Source organism: Streptomyces azureus (assembly GCF_001270025.1).
GTDB lineage: Bacteria > Actinomycetota > Actinomycetes > Streptomycetales > Streptomycetaceae > Streptomyces > Streptomyces azureus.
This window is the reverse complement of the sequence record NZ_DF968533.1, coordinates 334,996-352,912: the sequence shown is the minus strand read 5'-3', so window position 1 is coordinate 352,912 and position 17,917 is coordinate 334,996. Positions and strand designations below refer to the sequence as shown.

Annotated in this window: 16 protein-coding genes; 6 read left to right on the top strand and 10 right to left on the bottom strand. The window is 72.1% G+C overall.

Annotated elements, in window-relative coordinates; translation table 11 throughout:
- Positions 1-44: 44 nt before the first annotated feature.
- Positions 45-941 (bottom strand): LysR family transcriptional regulator, encoded by an 897-nt coding sequence (locus AOQ53_RS39640; RefSeq protein WP_059424908.1) that lies wholly within the window; start codon positions 939-941, stop codon positions 45-47.
- An 80-nt stretch (positions 942-1,021) separates the two neighbouring features.
- Here AOQ53_RS39640 and AOQ53_RS39635 point away from each other — a divergent pair, with 80 nt between their 5' ends.
- The 3 genes from AOQ53_RS39635 (at position 1,022) to AOQ53_RS39625 (ending at position 3,486) form a co-directional block, all read left to right on the top strand.
- Positions 1,022-1,690 (top strand): MOSC domain-containing protein, encoded by a 669-nt coding sequence (locus AOQ53_RS39635; RefSeq protein WP_059424907.1) that lies wholly within the window; start codon positions 1,022-1,024, stop codon positions 1,688-1,690.
- Positions 1,691-1,784: 94 nt separating this feature from the next.
- Positions 1,785-2,558: an SDR family NAD(P)-dependent oxidoreductase gene (locus AOQ53_RS39630; RefSeq protein WP_059424904.1), complete on the top strand. Its 774-nt coding sequence runs from the start codon at positions 1,785-1,787 to the stop codon at positions 2,556-2,558.
- A 220-nt stretch (positions 2,559-2,778) separates the two neighbouring features.
- Positions 2,779-3,486, top strand: a complete 708-nt coding sequence (locus tag AOQ53_RS39625; protein WP_059424899.1) for an ester cyclase — start codon at positions 2,779-2,781, stop codon at positions 3,484-3,486.
- 98 nt (positions 3,487-3,584) lie between these two features.
- On the opposite strand, the gene groL is transcribed toward AOQ53_RS39625, so the two are convergent.
- The 4 genes from groL to AOQ53_RS39605 all read right to left on the bottom strand — a co-directional run bounded on the left by groL (position 3,585) and on the right by AOQ53_RS39605 (position 7,644).
- The gene (groL, locus tag AOQ53_RS39620) at positions 3,585-5,210 is read right to left on the bottom strand and encodes a chaperonin GroEL (RefSeq protein ID WP_059424898.1); all 1,626 of its coding nucleotides are present in this window, start codon (positions 5,208-5,210) and stop codon (positions 3,585-3,587) included.
- Between the two features lie 116 nt (positions 5,211-5,326).
- Positions 5,327-5,635 carry a co-chaperone GroES gene (groES, locus tag AOQ53_RS39615; RefSeq protein ID WP_003974211.1) on the bottom strand — a complete coding sequence of 103 codons (309 nt, stop codon included), beginning with the start codon at positions 5,633-5,635 and terminating at the stop codon, positions 5,327-5,329.
- 345 nt (positions 5,636-5,980) lie between these two features.
- The gene (locus AOQ53_RS39610) at positions 5,981-6,727 is read right to left on the bottom strand and encodes a polysaccharide deacetylase family protein (protein ID WP_059424897.1); all 747 of its coding nucleotides are present in this window, start codon (positions 6,725-6,727) and stop codon (positions 5,981-5,983) included.
- Positions 6,724-7,644, bottom strand: coding sequence for a polysaccharide deacetylase family protein (locus AOQ53_RS39605; protein WP_078945716.1), 921 nt, complete (start codon positions 7,642-7,644; stop codon positions 6,724-6,726). Before AOQ53_RS39605 ends, AOQ53_RS39610 begins: the two co-directional genes overlap by 4 nt.
- Before the next feature lie 485 nt (positions 7,645-8,129).
- Here AOQ53_RS39605 and AOQ53_RS39600 point away from each other — a divergent pair, with 485 nt between their 5' ends.
- On the top strand, positions 8,130-9,293 hold the full coding sequence (locus tag AOQ53_RS39600; protein WP_059424895.1) for a class I SAM-dependent methyltransferase: 1,164 nt from the start codon (positions 8,130-8,132) through the stop codon (positions 9,291-9,293).
- A 10-nt stretch (positions 9,294-9,303) separates the two neighbouring features.
- Here the strand turns inward: AOQ53_RS39600 and AOQ53_RS39595 are convergent, their stop codons facing one another.
- A complete protein-coding gene (locus tag AOQ53_RS39595) occupies positions 9,304-10,527 on the bottom strand; it encodes an RNA polymerase sigma factor (protein WP_059425044.1) in 1,224 nt (407 codons plus the stop codon).
- 176 nt (positions 10,528-10,703) lie between these two features.
- Positions 10,704-11,060, bottom strand: coding sequence for a YciI family protein (locus AOQ53_RS39590; protein WP_059424894.1), 357 nt, complete (start codon positions 11,058-11,060; stop codon positions 10,704-10,706).
- Between the two features lie 329 nt (positions 11,061-11,389).
- On the opposite strand from AOQ53_RS39590, the gene AOQ53_RS47925 reads away from it, so the two are divergent.
- Positions 11,390-11,698 (top strand): hypothetical protein, encoded by a 309-nt coding sequence (locus AOQ53_RS47925; RefSeq protein WP_059424893.1) that lies wholly within the window; start codon positions 11,390-11,392, stop codon positions 11,696-11,698.
- A gap of 22 nt (positions 11,699-11,720) precedes the next feature.
- Here the strand turns inward: AOQ53_RS47925 and AOQ53_RS39580 are convergent, their stop codons facing one another.
- From AOQ53_RS39580 to AOQ53_RS39570, 3 genes are all read right to left on the bottom strand, one after another.
- The gene (locus tag AOQ53_RS39580; protein ID WP_059424892.1) at positions 11,721-12,776 is read right to left on the bottom strand and encodes an LCP family protein; all 1,056 of its coding nucleotides are present in this window, start codon (positions 12,774-12,776) and stop codon (positions 11,721-11,723) included.
- Positions 12,777-12,848: 72 nt separating this feature from the next.
- Positions 12,849-14,201, bottom strand: coding sequence for an endo-1,4-beta-xylanase (locus AOQ53_RS39575; RefSeq protein WP_059424891.1), 1,353 nt, complete (start codon positions 14,199-14,201; stop codon positions 12,849-12,851).
- A 159-nt stretch (positions 14,202-14,360) separates the two neighbouring features.
- Positions 14,361-15,425, bottom strand: coding sequence for a LacI family DNA-binding transcriptional regulator (locus tag AOQ53_RS39570; protein WP_059424890.1), 1,065 nt, complete (start codon positions 15,423-15,425; stop codon positions 14,361-14,363).
- 163 nt (positions 15,426-15,588) lie between these two features.
- On the opposite strand from AOQ53_RS39570, the gene AOQ53_RS39565 reads away from it, so the two are divergent.
- A complete protein-coding gene (locus AOQ53_RS39565) occupies positions 15,589-17,901 on the top strand; it encodes a beta-xylosidase/alpha-l-arabinosidase (protein WP_059424889.1) in 2,313 nt (770 codons plus the stop codon).
- Positions 17,902-17,917: the final 16 nt, after the last annotated feature.

Below are 17,917 nucleotides of genomic sequence, written 5' to 3'. Positions count from 1 at the left end.
GACGCGCTTCCACGGTGCCCGGAAACCGGTCACCACCGTTGTGGCTAGCGGTGGCCCGCCCGTGCCAGTTGGTCGAGCGTCGCCGCCACCGCCGGGACCTGTGCGAGGTCGGGCAGGGTGAGCGCGACGATCTCCCGGCGCACCGCGGGTTCCAGTGTCACGGTCCGCACCCCCCGGGGCCGTACGGATTCGACGGCCAGCTGGGGCAGCACGGCCACGCCGAGACCGGCGCCGACCAGGCCGGCGACCGCCGGGTAGTCATCGGTCGCGAAGTCGATGCGCGGAGTGAAGCCGGCCGCCGCGCACACCTCGACCAGCTGGCCGCGGCAGCGCGGGCAGCCGGCGATCCACGGCTCCCTGGCGAGTTCGCCGATCGCGACGGACTCCGCGCCCGCGAGCCGGTGCCGCTCCGGCACGAGTGCGACGAGCCGGTCCGTCAGCAGGGGCCGCACGACGAGGTCCTCCCACTCCTCGGCGCCCGCCGCGCCCTCGTAGCGGAAGGCGAGCGCCACGTCGCAGTCGCCCTCGCGCAGCATGCCGACGGACGCGGGCGGTTCGGCCTCCTCCAGGAAGACCCGGGTGCCGGGGTGCGCGTCGCGCAGCGCGGCGAGGGCGGTCGGCACCAGGGTGGAGCTGCCGCTGGGGAAGGAGACGAGCCGGACCCGCCCGGCCCGCAGCCCGGCGATGGCGGCGACCTCCTCCTCCGCTGCCGTGAGTCCGGCGAGGATCCCGGCGGCGTGCCGCACCAGCGCCTCGCCTGCCTGGGTCAGGCGCATCTCGCGTCCCGTGCGGATCAGCAGAGGTGTGCCGACGGAGGCTTCCAGGGCCTTCATCTGCTGGCTGACGGCGGGCTGGGTGCAGCCCAGTTCGCGCCCCGCGGCGGAGAAGGAGCCGGTGGCCGCGACGGCGCGCAGTACGCGGAGATGACGAGCTTCGATCACCCTTCGAGGATAAGCGGCGCTTTGAAACCGCTCCCGATATTGCGTCGACGCTTTGAGGGCGGGTCCCCTACCGTGCGGGTATGAAGCTTCTGTCAGTGAATCTGGGCCGTGCCAAGGCTGTGCCGTACACGGACAACCCGGAGGGTGTGACCGGAATCGACAAGCAGCCGGTGGACGGGCCCGTGCGGGTGTCGGCGCCCGGGCCCAAGGGCGTCGGCGGGAGCGGGCTGGCCGGGGACGCGGTGTGCAAGCTGGAGCACCACGGCGGCGACGACCAGGCGGTCTACGCGATGGCCCGCGAGGACCTGGAGGCGTGGGAGCGCGAGCTGGGCCGGCCGCTGGCGCACGGGGCGTTCGGCGAGAACCTCACGACCGAGGGCCTCGACGTCTCCGGGGCGCGGATCGGCGAGCGCTGGCGCGTCGGGCCCGCGGTGGTGCTGGAGGTCACCTGCGGGCGGATCCCGTGCCGCACATTCCAGGGCCATCTGGGCGAGAAGCAGTGGGTGAAGCGGTTCACGCAGCGAGGAGCGCCCGGCGCGTATCTGCGGGTGATCGAGCCCGGTGAGATTCGGGCGGGCGACCCGGTCGAGATCGTGCACCGGCCGGAGCACGACGTGACCGTAGCCCTCCAGTTCCGCGCGGTGACCACCGAGCGGACACTGCTGCCGCGGCTGCTGGCGGCCGGCGAGGCGCTGCACCCCGAGTCGCTGAGGCTGGCGCGGGAGTACGCGGAGAAGCACGGGGCCTGACGGCCACTCACCGTGCGGGTCTCCACCGACCCTTCACCGGCGAGATGCCCGCACGGAAGCGGACGCACATGGTCCAGGTCACTAACCTTCTGCCATGACAACGGCTCTGATTACGGGATCGACGGCAGGCATCGGGGCCGCGTTCGCGCGGCGACTGGCGGCGGACGGACACAACCTGGTGCTGGTGGCCCGCGACACCAAGCGGCTCCGGGAGCAGGCGACCGAGCTGCACGACCGGCACGGCATCGAGGCGGAGGTGCTGACGGCCGACCTCGCCGAGGACAAGGGCATCGAGTCGGTGGCCGACCGGCTGGGCGACCGGAAGAACCCCGTCGACCTGCTGATCAACAACGCCGGCTTCGGTAACAAGGGGCGCTATCTCGACGTGCCCATGGCCGACGAGCTGCGGATGCTGAAGGTGCACTGCGAGGCGGTGCTGCGGCTGACGTCCGCGGCGACGGAGGCCATGCGGGAACGCGGCCGCGGCGGCGTGGTGAACGTCGCGTCGGTGGCCGCGTTCGTCCCGCGGGGCACCTACGGCGCGTCCAAGGCCTGGGTCGTGCAGTTCTCCCAGGGTGCCGCGCGCGACCTGGCCGGCAGCGGCGTACGGCTGATGGCGCTCTGCCCCGGTTTCGTGCGCACCGAGTTCCACGAGCGGGCCGGCATGGGCACGGACAACATCCCGGGCTGGATGTGGCTCGACGCGGACAAGCTGGTGGCGGCGGCACTGCACGACCTGGCACGCGGCAAGACGCTGTCCATCCCGGACCCGCGCTACAAGGCGCTGATGGGGGCGGCGAGGCTGGTGCCGCGGGGGGTGCTCGGGGCTGTCTCGTCCAAGACGGGCCGGAAGTACGGGCCGCAGTAGGCGCGGGCCGGAAGGCTTCGACGAGGAACGCCACGGCGGCGGGTTCCGACTCCTGGCTGTTGTCCCCCGTGACGGCGACCTCGGTGTAACCCCCTGCCGAGACGACCGACCCCCCGTGCGTGCATGCCGCAATGGTGCCGAAGCCCCGAGAGGCACAGCGCCCCTCCGGCTAGGACAATGGAGCTGTTCAGCCGGACCCAGGGGGGCCGGAGGCGAGAGCATGACCTTCGTACAGCTCATCGAATGCAGGACCAGCCGGCTCGACGAGATGAACCGGCTGATGGACAGGTGGGTCGAGCAGACCAAGGGCAAGCGGACCGCTACGCACAGTGTGGTGGCGAAGGACCGGGCCGACGCCTCGCACATCGTCGAGATCGTGGAGTTCCCGTCGTACGAGGAGGCGATGCGGAACTCCGAGCTCCCGGAGACCGACCGGATCTTCCAGGAGATGGTGGCGCTCTGCGACGAGACGCCGACGTTCACGGACCTGGACGTGGTGCGGGACGAGCAGCTGAACTCGGCCACCGCGCGCAGGTTCTTCGAGCTGGCGCCCGGGCAGGGTGCGGCGCCCGCGTTCAACGACGTGTTCATCGAGGGCTACCACGACCACGATCCCGCCAATCCGCAGGACGTCATCGGGCTGGACGCGGTGCGGCGCGAGGTGGAGGTGTGGCGGGGCGGGTTCGACTTCTCGTTCACCATCGAGGACCAGATCGCCCAGGGCGACCGGGTCTGCACCCGGTGGACCTTCCACGGCAGGCACAAGGGCGACTTCCTCGGGATCCCGCCGACCGGACAGGACGTCACCATGACGGGAACGACCATCCACCGCTGTACCCCGGACGGGAAGCTCGCCGAGGGCTGGTGGCAGTACGACCGGCTGGGGCTGATGCAGCAGCTCGGGGCGCTGGACCCGCTGGAATTGTGAGCCGCGCAGGGCAGGAGTTGTGAGCCGCGCAGGGCATACGGGAGAAGCCCCCGTTCCGCACGAGGCGGGACGGGGGCTTCTGCTGCGAGGTCGGTGCCTCAGTGGGAGTGGCCGTGGCTGTGGCCTCCGGCGGCCGGCTCCTCCTCTTCCTTCTTCTCGACGACCAGGGTCTCGGTCGTGAGCAGGAGGGAGGCGATGGAGGCGGCGTTCTCCAGGGCGGAGCGGGTGACCTTGACCGGGTCGATGACGCCGGCCTTGATCAGGTCGCCGTACTCGCCGGTGGCGGCGTTGAAGCCCTGGCCCTTGTCGAGCTCGGCGACCTTCGAGGTGATGACGTAGCCCTCGAGGCCGGCGTTCTCGGCGATCCAGCGCAGCGGCTCGACGACCGCGCGACGGACGACCGCGACACCGGTGGCCTCGTCGCCGGTCTTGCCGAGGCTGCCCTCGAGGACCTTGGCGGCGTGGACCAGAGCCGAGCCACCACCGGAGACGATGCCCTCCTCGACCGCGGCGCGGGTCGCGGAGATGGCGTCCTCCAGACGGTGCTTGCGCTCCTTGAGCTCGACCTCGGTGGCGGCGCCCACGCGGATGACGCACACGCCGCCGGCCAGCTTCGCGAGGCGCTCCTGGAGCTTCTCGCGGTCCCAGTCGGAGTCGGTGGACTCGATCTCGGCCTTGATCTGGGCGACGCGACCCTGCACGTCGTCCTTGTTGCCGGCGCCGTCGACGACCGTGGTGTCGTCCTTGGTGACGGTGACGCGGCGGGCGGAGCCGAGGACGTCCAGACCGACCTGGTCGAGCTTGAGGCCGACCTCCTCGGAGACGACCGTGGCGCCCGTGAGGACGGCCATGTCCTGGAGCATCGCCTTGCGGCGGTCGCCGAAGCCGGGGGCCTTCACGGCGACGGCGTTGAACGTGCCGCGGATCTTGTTCACGACCAGGGTCGACAGGGCCTCGCCCTCGACGTCCTCGGCGATGATCAGCAGCGGCTTGGAGGAGTTGGCCTGGATGACCTTCTCCAGCAGCGGCAGCAGGTCCGCGATGGCGGAGATCTTGCCCTGCGTGATGAGGATGTACGGGTCGTCCAGGACGGCTTCCATGCGCTCCTGGTCCGTCACGAAGTACGGCGACAGGTAGCCCTTGTCGAAGGCCATGCCCTCGGTGAAGTCCAGCTCCAGGCCGAAGGTGTTGGACTCCTCGACGGTGATGACACCGTCCTTGCCGACCTTGTCCATCGCCTCGGCGATGAGCTCGCCGACCTGGCTGTCCTGGGCGGACAGCCCGGCGACCGCGGCGATGTCGGACTTCTCGTCGATCGGGCGGGCGGAGGACAGGAGGTCCTCGGAGATCGCGGCGACGGCGGCGTCGATGCCCTTCTTCAGGGCGGCCGGGGAGGCACCGGCGGCGACGTTCTTCAGGCCCTCGCGCACGAGCGCCTGGGCGAGCACGGTCGCGGTGGTCGTACCGTCACCCGCGATGTCGTTGGTCTTGGTCGCCACCTCCTTGACCAGCTGGGCACCGAGGTTCTCGTACGGGTCCTCGATCTCGACCTCGCGGGCGATCGTGACACCGTCGTTGGTGATGGTGGGGGCGCCGAACTTCTTGTCGATGACGACGTTGCGGCCCTTGGGGCCGATCGTCACCTTCACCGTGTCGGCAAGCTTGTTGACGCCGCGCTCGAGGGCGCGACGGGCGTCCTCGTCGAACTTCAGGATCTTCGCCATGGGAGCGTGAGCCCTCTTCCGGAATGTGGGTTAACGGCACTGCGCCCCGGGCGCCCGGCTTCTTATCGATCGCGGGGGGCCAGGGGCGCAGCTCAAAGCAATGTGCTTGGGGTGAATTACTTCTCGACGATCGCGAGCACGTCGCGGGCCGAGAGGACGAGGTACTCCTCGCCGTTGTACTTCACCTCGGTGCCGCCGTACTTGCTGTAGAGCACGACGTCACCGACGGAGACGTCGAGCGGAAGACGGTTGCCGTCCTCGAAGCGGCCCGGGCCCACGGCCAGGACGACGCCCTCCTGGGGCTTCTCCTTGGCGGTGTCCGGGATGACCAGGCCAGAGGCGGTGGTCTGCTCGGCGTCGAGCGGCTGGACCACGATGCGGTCCTCGAGCGGCTTGATGGCAACCTTGGAGCTGGTGGTCGTCACGATCCGACCTCCCCCTTCGGAGATCTCACGGGGTTAACTGTCTGAGGTGGCGACCAGGTGGATCCGTCGTCGCGGGTGCCGGACCTGCCCGTCGCTGTGTTGGCACTCTCCAGTGGGGAGTGCCAGAGCCGAGACTATGACTGTGATTAGCACTCGGTCAAGCGGAGTGCCAATTGCCGGCGGCGCGTCGGCTGTGGAGCCGGGTCGTCGTACGTTTGTGCTGGGCACCCCGGGTTGGTGTCCTGGCCTCTGGGGGCTGCCGCCCCAGGCCCCCGCTTCGGGTTGGACGGCCTCGTCCCCAAGCGCCGGACGGGCTGAGCATCAGCACCACCCGGCGCTCAGAAGTCAGAGGTAGTTCTCCAACCGCCCCACCCGCAGCCCCCTTCCCTCGATCTCTCGCATCAGGCGCTTTGTGCGTTCCGTGAGCGTCAGGGACGCGGGCTCGCCGGACGGCACCGAAATGATGTCGCCGGGGCGCAGGCCGGGCTCGCCGCGGGTGTAGGTCAGGTCGCCGCCGGTCCCCAGGGACGCCCGCCAGAGGACGACCGCCGTGATGCCGCAGTCGGCGGCGGCGCGCAGGGTCGTCGTGTCGTACGCGCCGTACGGCGGGCGGAAGAGACGGGGGCGGATGCCGAAGCGGGAGCGGAGTTTGTGCTGCTGGCCGCAGATCTCGGCGCGCTGGCCGGCGTAGGGCAGGCCTCGCAGGGCGGGATGGTCGAGGGTGTGGTTCTGGATGGACGCGCCGACCGCGCGCAGGCGGGCGAAGTGGCCGTAGCCGGGCCCCACGACGCTGTCCGTGAGGAACATGCTGACCGGGAGCCGCCGTTCGCGGACGAGGCCGACGAAGCCGGGGTCGCGCTCGGCGCCGTCGTCGTAGGTCAGGAAGACCACCCGGTCGCGGGTGCGGACGTGGTCCACGACGGGCGGGAGACCGCCCCGGTCGCCTCGGTCCGGCCCGCGCACGTCGCTCGACGCGTGCGCCGGGGACCGGCCCCGGCCGTCCGCTCCCATCCGCTCCCCCGCCGCCCCGGCACAGCCGGCCAGCAGGATCGCCCCCGCGCACACCACGGCGGCCGGCGACCGCCGCCTCACAGGTAGTCCTCCAGCCGGCCCACCGCGTATCCCTCGGCCGTGACCTTGTTCAGGAAGCGGCGGATCATGTCGGGCATCGTGCCCTGCCACTGGTCGCGGCCGCGGAAGTGAGTGAGGACGATGTCGCCCGGGTGCAGTTTCCGGTCCTCGCGGTACTCCCAGCGGTCGGCGAAGACCTCCGCGTTCCAGAGGGGGACGTACTCGATGCCGCAGATCTTGGCGGCGCGCAGGGTCGCCCTGTCGTAGCTGCCGAAGGGCGGGCGGAAGAGGGTCGGGCGCTTGCCGTAGCGCTTCTCGATGAGGCGCTGCATGCCGCAGATCTCGCGCTTCTGCGCCCGGTACGACAGGCCCGGCATATAGCGGTGGCGGAGGGTGTGGTTGTTCAGGACCACACCTGTGTCCTGCATCTTCTCGAAGTAGCGGTAGTCGTCCTTGATCAGGTAGCCGCTGAGGAAGGCGCTGTACGGGACCTTCAGCTCGCTCATCATCCGCAGGAACGCCGGGTCCTTCTCGGCGCCGTCGTCGACGGTGAGGAAGACGACCTTGTCCCGGGTGGGGACCGTGGTGAAGACGGGTGGCAGGCTCCGTCTCCGGTGGCCGTCCACCTCGAAGCCCTCGCGGGTCCTGATCCTCGGCTTCTTCGCGGGGGCCGGCGGGGCGGTCAGGGGGACCCTTCTCAGCCCCCAGCGCTGTGCGGCGACGATCCGGGCGGCGTGCGCGGCGCTCAGCTTGGAGGCGTAGGAGTCGAGCGCGCGGGCCGGGGGCGCGTCGAGGGGCTGCTGGCCGCCGGCCGGGGGGATCCGGCCGCTGTCGCCCTCCGCGCAGCCCGAGGCGATGACGGCGAGGGTGAGCACGGCGAGGCCGATCCGCACACCGCCAGATGCCCGGCTTTTGCCATTTTGTACGACTACACGCATGGTGCGGGATCCTCGCAGCCGGCTTTCCCGGTTCGGCCCCGACACCGCGATCGGCGGCGCACCATCCACCGAGTGGCCCACACAACGTCCGGTCCGACTCCGCGCGCACGCGGACGGACCACGCCGGCCCACCCGGACCCGGGCCGACCTTCCGGCGCGCACCCAGACGGATCACGGCCCCCCGCCGCCCAGCCCGAGGCCGGCCCCCTCCGCCGTACGACGGACCACCGGGGCGTCCCCTGTTCCGGCGGCGCCGCAGGATGCCGGAGCCGACGCCGCGCCCGGCGCAGCCGGAGCAGGGGACGCCCGCGGAGCAGGAGCCCGCCACCCGCCGCCCGCCCTGAACCGACCCGCGTCCCGGCCCCGGAAAGACCGGCGCCCCGGGCCCGGACCGACCCGCGCCCCACACCTGGGCCGACTGGCACCCCAGCCCAGACGCCCCGCCGCCCGCACCACCCACACCGCCCGTGGCCGACAATGATCCGGTGAACGACCTCGCCCTCCTCCTCACCCCCGAAGGCCGCGCCCTCCTCGACGAGGTGCGGGACACCGATCCGGCGCGGGAGCTGGCCGTCGCGACCCGGTTGCGTCGCGAGCACCCGGCCGAGTTGGTGTCGGCGGCGTTGGGCCAGGCGCGGTTGCGGCAGCGTGCGGTGGTGAAGTTCGGGGCCGAGGACGCGGGACGGATGTTCTTCACGCCGAACGGGGTGGAGCAGTCGACCCGGGCGAGCGTGGCGGCCTACCGGGCGCGGCGGCTCGCGCAGTCGGGCGTGACCTCGGTCGCCGACCTGTGCTGCGGCATCGGCGGTGACGCGATCGCGCTGGCCCGGGCCGGGATCCGGGTCCTGGCGGTCGACCGGGACCCGATGACGGCCGTGGCGGCACGGGCGAACGCCGAGGCGCTGGGGCTGGCCGGCCTGATCGAGGTACGGGAGGCGGATGTCACGGAGGTGGACACGGCCGGTTACGACGCCGTGTTCGTCGACCCGGCCAGGCGCGGCGGCCGGGGCCGGATCTTCGACCCCGAGGCGTACTCCCCGCCCCTGTCCTGGGCGATCGCCGCCGCCCGCCTCGCCCCTCGCGCCGCCGCACTGAAGATCGCCCCCGGCATCCCGCACGAGGCGGTCCCCGAGGAAGCCGAGGCCGAGTGGATCTCCGACGGCGGCGACGTGAAGGAGGCGGTGCTGTGGTTCGGTACCGCGCCCGGGGCGGTACGGGCCACCCTGCTGCCGGGCCCTCGCACGCTGCTCTCCCGCGGCCTGCCCGACCCGGCGGTCCGCCCGCCCGGCCGTTACCTCTACGAGCCCGACGGCGCCGTCATCCGGGCCCACCTGGTCGCCGAGGTGGCCGACGAGGTCGGCGGCGGACTGCTCGACGCGACCATCGCGTACGTCACGGCCGACGCACTGCACCCGACCCCGTACGCCACCGCCTACGAGATCACCGACCACCTCCCTTTCAACGTCAAGAAGCTGAAGGCCCTGCTGCGGGAGCGGGAGGTCGGCAACCTCACCGTGAAGAAGCGGGGCTCGGCGGTCGAGCCGGAGGAGCTCCGCAGGAAGGTCAAGCCCCAGGGCCGGCACTCGGCCACGGTGTTCCTGACGCGGGTGGCGGGAGCACCGGCGATGCTCATCGGGCACCCCGCGTAGTCGGGAGCCGTCAGGACTGCTCCGCCGCCCGCCGCGACAACAGCTCCCTTTCCCGCTCGTTGCGCGCCAGCGACGCGGCCCGTTCGAACTCCGCCCGGGCCTCCGTCGTGCGGCCGAGGCGGGACAGGAGGTCGCCTCGCACGCTGGGCAGCAGGTGGTAGTCCCGCAGGGCGGGGTCGGCCAGCAGGGAGTCGACGATGGCCAGGGCGGGGGCCGGGCCCTCGGCCATGGAGACGGCCACCGCGCGGTTCAGTTCCACGACCGGGGACGGGGAGCGGGCGGCCAGGACGCCGTACAGGGTGGCGATGCGGGACCAGTCGGTCTCCTCGTAGGTGTACGCGTGCGCGTGGCAGGCGGCGATGGCGGCCTGGAGGAGGTACGGGCCGGGGGCGCCGGATGAGGTGGTCCCGGCCCTGCCCAGCGCGGCGATGCCGCGGGTGATGAGCATGCGGTTCCAGCGGGCGCGGTTCTGGTCCTTGAGGAGGACGGGCTCGCCTGAGGGGCCCGTGCGGGCTGCCGTGCGGGACGCCTGGAACTCCAGGAGTGCGGTCAGGCCGTGCACCTCGGGTTCCTTCGGCATGAGGGCCGAGAGCACCCGGGCCAGGCGCAGGGCGTCCTCGCACAGGGACGGGCGGAGCCAGTCGTCGCCCGCCGTGGCGGCGTATCCCTCGTTGAAGACGAGGTAGATGACGTCGAGGACCGAGCCGAGGCGGGCCTCGCGGTCGGGGCCGCAGGGCACCTCGAAGGCGATGTTCCGCGTCGCCAGGGTGCGTTTGGCGCGGACGATGCGCTGGGCGATGGTCGGCTCGGGGACCAGGAACGCGCGGGCGATCTCGGCCGTGGTGAGGCCGCCGAGGAGGCGCAGGGTGAGGGCGGTGCGGGCCTCGGTGGACAGGACCGGGTGGCAGGCGGTGAAGACCAGGCGGAGCAGGTCGTCGTCGATGTCGTCCGGGTCGGCGGGCTCCTGCGGGGGCGACACCGTCGACAGGTCCCGGCCGATCTCCGCCAGCTTGCGGGCGTAGTTCTCGCGGCGGCGGACCAGGTCGACGGCGCGGTTGCGGGCGGTGGCCATGAGCCAGGCGCCCGGATTGTCGGGCACTCCGTCGCACGGCCACCGCTCCAGCGCGGCGACCAGCGCGTCCTGCGCGAGTTCCTCGGCGATGCCGACGTCCCGGACGACCCGGGCGACGCCGGCGATGATGCGGGGCGACTCGATACGGAAGACCGTCTCGATGGCGGTGTTGGTGCCGCTCGGGTCGGCGGTGGTGCCGCTCGGGTCGGCGGTGGTGCCGCTCGGGTCGGCGGTGGTGCCGCTCGGGTCGGCGGTGGTGTCGCTCGGGTCGGCGGTGGGCTGCGGGGTCACAGCCCACCATCAGACACCCCTGGCACCCCCCGGCCAAGGAGAAGCGGTCAGCCCTCGGCGATCTGCCGGACCTCCGCGGTGATCGTCCAGTAGTCCTCGTGCAGGGACAGGAACCGCTTGGTCCACTCGATCGCCTCGGCCTTGTCCTTGCACTGGCTGATCGAATAGCCGCCGATGACCTCCTTGGACTCGGTGAACGGCCCGTCGGTGACGGACAGCTTCCCGCCCTCCCAGGTCACCCGGCTGCCGTCCGCGGTCGGGGTGAGACCGGCCGTGTCGAGCATGACCCCGGCCTTGGTGATCTCCTCCAGGAGCTTGCCCATCCTCTCCTGGAGTTCGGGGCTCGGGCTCTCGGCGGGGGCGTTCTTCTCGTCGATGCGGATCAGGGTGAGAAAGCGCGGCATGGTGACTCCTCGGGGCTCTGCGGAGCGAGGCCTTTCCTCGCTCTCACCCCTGCGTCGATCGGGAGACGCCCGGATCGACACGCGCCCCGGATTTCTTCGAAGATTTTTCTCCGCCGGCGTTTCCGCAGGCAGCGCCCTCCTCCCGTACAGCAGCCCGGCCGCCCCGGCCGCCACCGCCAGCAGTCCCGCCGACACCCAGTACGCGGTCGAGAACCCGTCGACCAGCCCGCGCGCTCCCGTGCCCCGGCCTGTGCCGCCACCGTGACCAGCACCGCGAGCCCGACCGCACCGCCCACCTGCCGTGAACTGTCGAGCAGCCCGGACGGGCCATGCCCGTCTCCGCTGCCGGGACGCCGGTCGCGGCCGTACCGAGCGGGACGAAGCACAGGCCGGTGCCCACGCTCGCCACCGCCGACGGTCCGAGGACGGTGAGCAGGAAGCCGCCGTCCACCGCCACCGCCGCCGCCGCGAACCAGGCGAACCCGGCGGCGCCGAGCAGCCCGCCCGCCACCCCGGCCGACGCCGCCGAACTGCCGCGCCTCGCCGCCCTGTCGGAGCAGTGGGAGGAGATCACCGGCGGCCACGGCGTGGCCGCACAGCTGGCGGCGGTGGTGGACGGGCTGCTCGCACACCGATAGGGCACGCCGACAAGGCACACCGTCAGCGCAGCGACTCCCACAGCTCCCGCGCCTGCGGTTCCTCGGCCACCACGCGGTTGGGATCCGAGGGCGCCCGCACCACCGGCATCGTCACCGTCCGCACCGCGCTCGCCGACAGGTCCTTCAGGCTCTGCCCGAGCCGGGTCAGCTCGCCGAGGGAGTCCAGGCCGGTGTCGGTGGTGAGGCCGGCGGTCACGGCGTCCGCGACCCGGTACAGCTTCGCCGGGTCGGTGAGCAGGTCCTGCGCGGCGATCTGATCCAGCAGCGCCTTCACCAGCTTCTGCTGGAGGCCTATCCGGCCCAGGTCGCTGCCGTCTCCTATGCCGTGCCGGGTGCGGGCCAGGGCGAGGGCCCGCGTGCCGTCCAGGTGGTGGGTGCCCGCCTTGAGGTGCAGATGGCTGTCGTCGTCGGCGATGTCCTCGTCCGTGGTGACGGTGACACCGCCGAGCACGTCGACGAGCTTCGCGAAACCGGAGAAGTCGATCTCGATGTAGTGATCCATGCGGACGCCGGTGACCGCCTCGACCGTCTTGACCGCGCAGACCGGACCGCCCACCGCGTAGGCGTTGTTGAACATGGAGCCGTACGCGACGGCCGTCGACCCGCCGGACGGGCGCGGGCAGGAGGGGCGGGTGACCAGGGTGTCGCGCGGGATGCTCACCACCGTGGCGCCGGTGCGCCCGGCGTCGAGGTGGACGACCATCGCCGTGTCGGAGCGGGCACCGGAGCTGTCGCCGCCGCCGAGCCTCCGGTTCTCCTCACCGCTGCGCGAGTCGGAGCCCAGGACCAGGATGTTGAGAGCCCCGCTGGGCAGGGCCGACGCGGAGGAGGAGGGCGTGACCGCCGGCCTCGGCGGGCGGTTGTCGCCCAGCGCGTTGTTGATGTCGACGCTGGTGATGTTGTTGTTGAGATGCCGGTAGGCCCAGCCCGCCGCCCCGACGCCCATCACCAGCGCACCCGCCAGGGCGAGGCCGGCGATCCGCAGCGCTCTCGACCGCCGGCCCACCGCTCTGTCCGCGTCCCCGTTACCGTCACGCCTCGTCACGGGCAGGAACATAAGTCCGAATTGTTACAGGCAGGACCCCCAGGGCGGTTTTCTTCGGAAATTCTCAGACTTCTCGGCCCGGCCTCACCCCAGAGTCACCGCGGGCACCGGGTTGCTCCCGCTCCACGAGCCGTTGAAGCCGAACGTGACCGAACCGCCGTCCGGCACGGACCCGTTGTACGAGGCGTTCACGCAACTGACCGCCCCACCCGACTGCGTGCAGCTCGCGTTCCAGGCCTGCGTGATCCGCTGCCCGGCGCCGAACGTCCAGTTCGCTTTCCACGACGACAGCGAGGCCCCCGAGCAGGCGATCCGCACCTGTCCCGTGTAGCCCGTGCTCCACTGGCTGGTGACGCTGTACGTCGCCGAGCAGGCGCCCGTGGGCGGCGGGGTCGTGGTCCCGCCGAGGGCCTCCGCGATGGCGTGGTACGCCGGTTTCGGCTGGTAGTTCTCGTCGTACGGCGTCGCCGCGCCCTGGCCGGGGAAGGTGTCCGGGATCCAGGAGTCGGAGTCGGTGAAGCCCCACACGGTGACGCCGGAACAGCGCGCGACCGCCAGGCAGGCGTTCATGACCGCCTTGTAGTCGGCGGCCTGCTGGGTCAGCTTCGCCTGCGTCGCCGGCAGCTGCATCCGAATGTCCAGCTCGGTGATCGCCACGTCGACGCCCAGGTCGGCGAAGCGCTGGATGTTCTGCTGCATCGTCGAGGGCACCTGGCCGACGATGAGATGAGCCTGAAGCCCGACGCCGTCGATCGGGACTCCGCGCTCCTTCAGCGACTTGACCAGGTTGTAGAGAGCCGTGCTCTTCGCATTGACACCCTCGACGTTGTAGTCGTTGATGTACAGCTTGGCGCTCGGGTCGGCGGCCCGGGCCCAGCTGAGGGCCTGCGCGATGTAGTCCTGGCCGAGGGTGTTGTGGAAGAGGGTCTGGCGGTAGGTGCCGTCCTCGTTGAAGGGCTCGTTCACCACGTCCCAGGCGGCCAGCCGGCCCTTGTAGCGGCCGACCTCGGTGGCGATGTGGTCCTGGACGATGGCGCCGAGCTGGTCCCGGGTCCAGCTGCCGTTGGTCAGCCAGCCCGGGTTCTGCTGGTGCCAGAGCAGGGTGTGGCCGCGCACCTGCTGGCCGTGGGCCTCGGCGAAGTTCACGATCTGGTCGGCCTCGGCCCAGTTGTAGCTGCCCCGGCTCGGCTCGACGGAGCCCCACTTCATGGCGTTGCCGGGGGTGAGCCAGTTGAACTCGCGCCCGGCGATCTCGCCGTAGGTGCCGGTGAGTTTCGAACCGGTGACCGCCGTGCCCATGACCTTGCCCTTGGCTTCGGCGAGGTCGCGCAGCGGGGCGTCGGCAGCGTGTGACGCGGGGGCCGCGAGCAGCAGGGAGCCGGCCGCGACGACTCCGGCCAGCAGGGACGCGAGTAAGCCCGATCTCAGCGATCTCATTGCGGGTGCCTCCGAAAGTTTCGGTGGTGCAACCGATTGGCTTCGGTGCAGTGTGGAGGGGACCGGAACACCCGTCAAGGCACACAGAACACCCGTCAAGGCACCGGAACAACCTGTCAGGGCACCTGGAACACCCGTCGATACAGCGACAGCGGCCAGTCAGCCGCCCGCGGGCGCCGCCGTACTGCTGCGCACCACCAGGCTCGTCGCCAGCTCCACCCGGGTCGCCGCCGGGGTACCCGCGTCGCGGCCCAGGTCAAGGACCAGCTTGGCCGCCGCCTCGGCCATCTCCGTCAGCGGCTGCCGTACGGTCGTCAGCGGCGGCCCGACCAGGGGCGCCACCGGCAGATCGTCGAACCCGACCACGCTCAGGTCCTCGGGGATGCGCAGCCCCAGCTCCCGCGCGGCCTCGTACAGCCCGAGCGCCTGAAGGTCGTTCCCGGCGAAGACGGCGGTCGGCCGGTCCGGGCGGCGCAGCAGCTCCAGGCCCAGCCGGTAGCCGGCCTCGTGGTGGAAGTCGCCGTTCGCGATCAGCCCGGGGTCGACCGGCAGCCCGGCCGTCTCCAGCGCGGCCCGGTAGCCGTCGACCCGGGCGCGGCTGCACATCATCTGCGTCGGCCCGCTGATCGCGCCGATCCTGCGGTGCCCCAGCTCGACCAGGTGCCGGGTGGCCGCGAGACCGCCCTGCCAGTTGGTCGCGCCGATCGACGGCACGTCGGCCCCCGGGTCGCCGGCCGGGTCCATCACCACGAACGGGATGGAGCGGCTGGTCAGCAGCGCCCGCTGCGACTCGTCGAGCCCGGACAGGACCAGGATCACGCCGTGCGGGCGGCGCGCTGCGACCTGGTCGGCCCAGGTCCGCCCGGGCGTGAGCCGCCCCGCGCTCTCGGACAGCACGACGCTGAGCCCCGCATCCCGGGCCACGTTCTCCACGCCCCGGATGACCTCCAGGGCCCAGGCGCTCTCCAGCTCGTGGAAGACCAGGTCGATCAGGGGTGAGCGGGTCGCCTCCGCGCGGCGGCGCCGGTAGCCGTGGGCCCGCAGCAGGTCCTCGACGCGGGCCCGGGTGCCGGGGGCGACGTCGGCCCGGCCGTTGAGGACCTTCGAAACAGTCGGTGCCGACACACCGGCCTCACGGGCGATCTCGGCGAGCGTCGCGGTCTGCGCGCTGCGCCCCTGCGTCCGGGTTTGCGTCCGGCTTTCCACCGGCTCCGGGGATGTCATGGCGGCGATCGTATCCCTGCGGGCCCCCTTGACGAAGTCCCCGTCGCGCCATAAGTTCCCGGAACATTCGACATACTTATCGAAACATTCGTTGTAGCGTGCGTGAAAGACGCTCGTGAGCACCGTTCGTGAGAGGGCCGTCCGTCCACCCGACAGGAGCTTCATGACCACCGCGCCCTGGCGTGACCCCGCCCTGCCCGCCGCCGCCCGCGTCGACGACTTGCTCTCCCGGATGACCCTGGAGGAGAAGACCGCCCAGCTGTACGGCGTGTGGGTGGGCGCCTCGACGGACGGCGACGGAGTCGCTCCGCACCAGCACGACATGACGGTCGACTACGACTGGGACGAGCTGATCACCCGCGGCCTGGGCCAGCTCACACGCTCCTTCGGCACCGCCCCCGTGGACCCGGCGCTGGGCGCGCAGGCACTGGCCCTCGCCCAGCGCCGCATCACCGAGGCCGGCCGCTTCGGCATCCCGGCGATCGCGCACGAGGAGTGCCTGGCCGGCTTCACCGCCTGGCAGGCCACGGCCTACCCGGTCCCGCTGGCCTGGGGAGCGACCTGGGATCCCCCGCTGGTCGAGGAGATGGCCCGCCGTATCGGCCACGACCTGCGCTCGGCCGGCGTCCACCAGGGCCTCGCGCCCGTCCTGGACGTCGTACGCGATCCGCGCTGGGGCCGCGTGGAGGAGACGATCGGCGAGGACCCGTACCTGGTCGGCACCCTCGGCACGGCCTATGTGCGGGGCCTGGAGTCGGCCGGGGTCGTCGCCACGCTGAAGCACTTCGCCGGGTACGCCTCCTCGGCCGGCGCCCGCAACCTGGCCCCCGTACGGGCCGGCGTCCGCGAGTTCGCGGACGTCACGCTCCCGCCCTTCGAGATGGCCCTGCGCGAGGGCGGGGCCCGTTCGGTGATGGCCGCGTACACGGAGCGGGACGGCGTCCCGGCCTCGGCGGACCCCGAGCTGCTGACCGCACTCCTGCGCGAGGAGTGGGGCTTCACCGGCACGGTCGTCGCGGACTACTTCGGCATCGGCTTCCTCCAGACCCTCCACCGGGTCGCCGGCACCCCGGCCGAGGCGGCCCACGCGGCCCTGGAGGCCGGCATCGACGTCGAACTGCCGAGCCTCAAGTGCTACGGCGATCCGCTGGTGGACGCGGTCCGCTCGGGCGAGATCCCCGAGGAGCTCGTGGACCGCGCGGCCCGCCGCGTCCTGCTCCAGAAGTGCGAACTGGGCCTGCTGGACGAGGACTGGACCCCCGAGCGGGCCACCACGGTCGACCTCGACTCGACGGGCAACCGGATCCTGGCCCGCCGCCTGGCCGAGGAGTCGGTCGTCCTGCTCGACAACCCCGACGGCCTGCTCCCGCTCGCCCCCGACACCCGGATCGCGGTGATCGGCCCCCGGGCGGCCGACGCCCTGGCCATGCTGGGCTGCTACTCCTTCCCCTCCCACGTCCTCACCCACCACCCCGGCGTCCCCACCGGCATCGAGATCCCGACCGTCCTCGACGCCCTGCGCACCGAACTCCCCGACGCCAAGGTGACGTTCGCGCCGGGCTGCGACGTGACGGACCCGGACACCTCCGGCTTCGAGGAGGCCATCACCCGCACCGCCGAGGCGGACGTGTGCGTGGCGGTCCTCGGCGACCGGGCCGGCCTGTTCGGCCGCGGCACCTCGGGCGAGGGCTGCGACGCGACGGACCTCGCCCTGCCGGGCGCCCAGGGCGAGCTGCTGGACGCGCTGGTCGCCACGGGCGTCCCCGTGGTGCTGGTGCTGCTGACCGGCCGTCCCTACGCGCTCGGCCGCTGGCACGGCCGCCTGGGCGCGGTCGTCCAGGCCTTCTTCCCGGGGGAGGAGGGCGGCCCGGCGGTGGCGGGAGTGCTGTCGGGCCGCGTGAACCCCTCCGGCCGCCTCCCCGTGAGCGTCCCGCAGGCCCCCGGCGGCCAGCCCTGGACGTACCTCCAGCCGCCCCTCGGCCTCGCGGGCGAGGTCAGCAACCTCGACCCGACCCCGCTGTACGCCTTCGGGCACGGCCGCTCGTACACGACGTTCGCGTGGGAGGACGGCACGGGCGGCGAGAAGCCGGCTCAGATCGGCACGGACGGGACGTACGACGTCTCGGTGACCGTCCGCAACACCGGCGACCGCGAGGGCGCGGAGGTCGTGCAGCTGTATCTGCACGACCCGGTGGCGTCGGTGACCCGGCCCGATGTGCGGCTGGTCGGTTACCGGCGCGTGCGGCTGGCGCCGGGGGACGCGGCCCGGGTGCTGTTCCGTTTCCACACGGACCTTTCGGCGTTCACCGACCGTTCCGGCCGCAGGGTGGTCGAACCGGGCGCCCTGGAACTACGGTTGGCGGCGTCCAGCACGGACGTACGCCACACGGCCCACCTCACTCTCACGGGCCCGGCCCGGGTGCTCGGCACCGACCGGCGGATGCTGTGCGAGACGGAGGTGTCGCAGGTGGGGTGAGCCTCCGTGCGGCGGA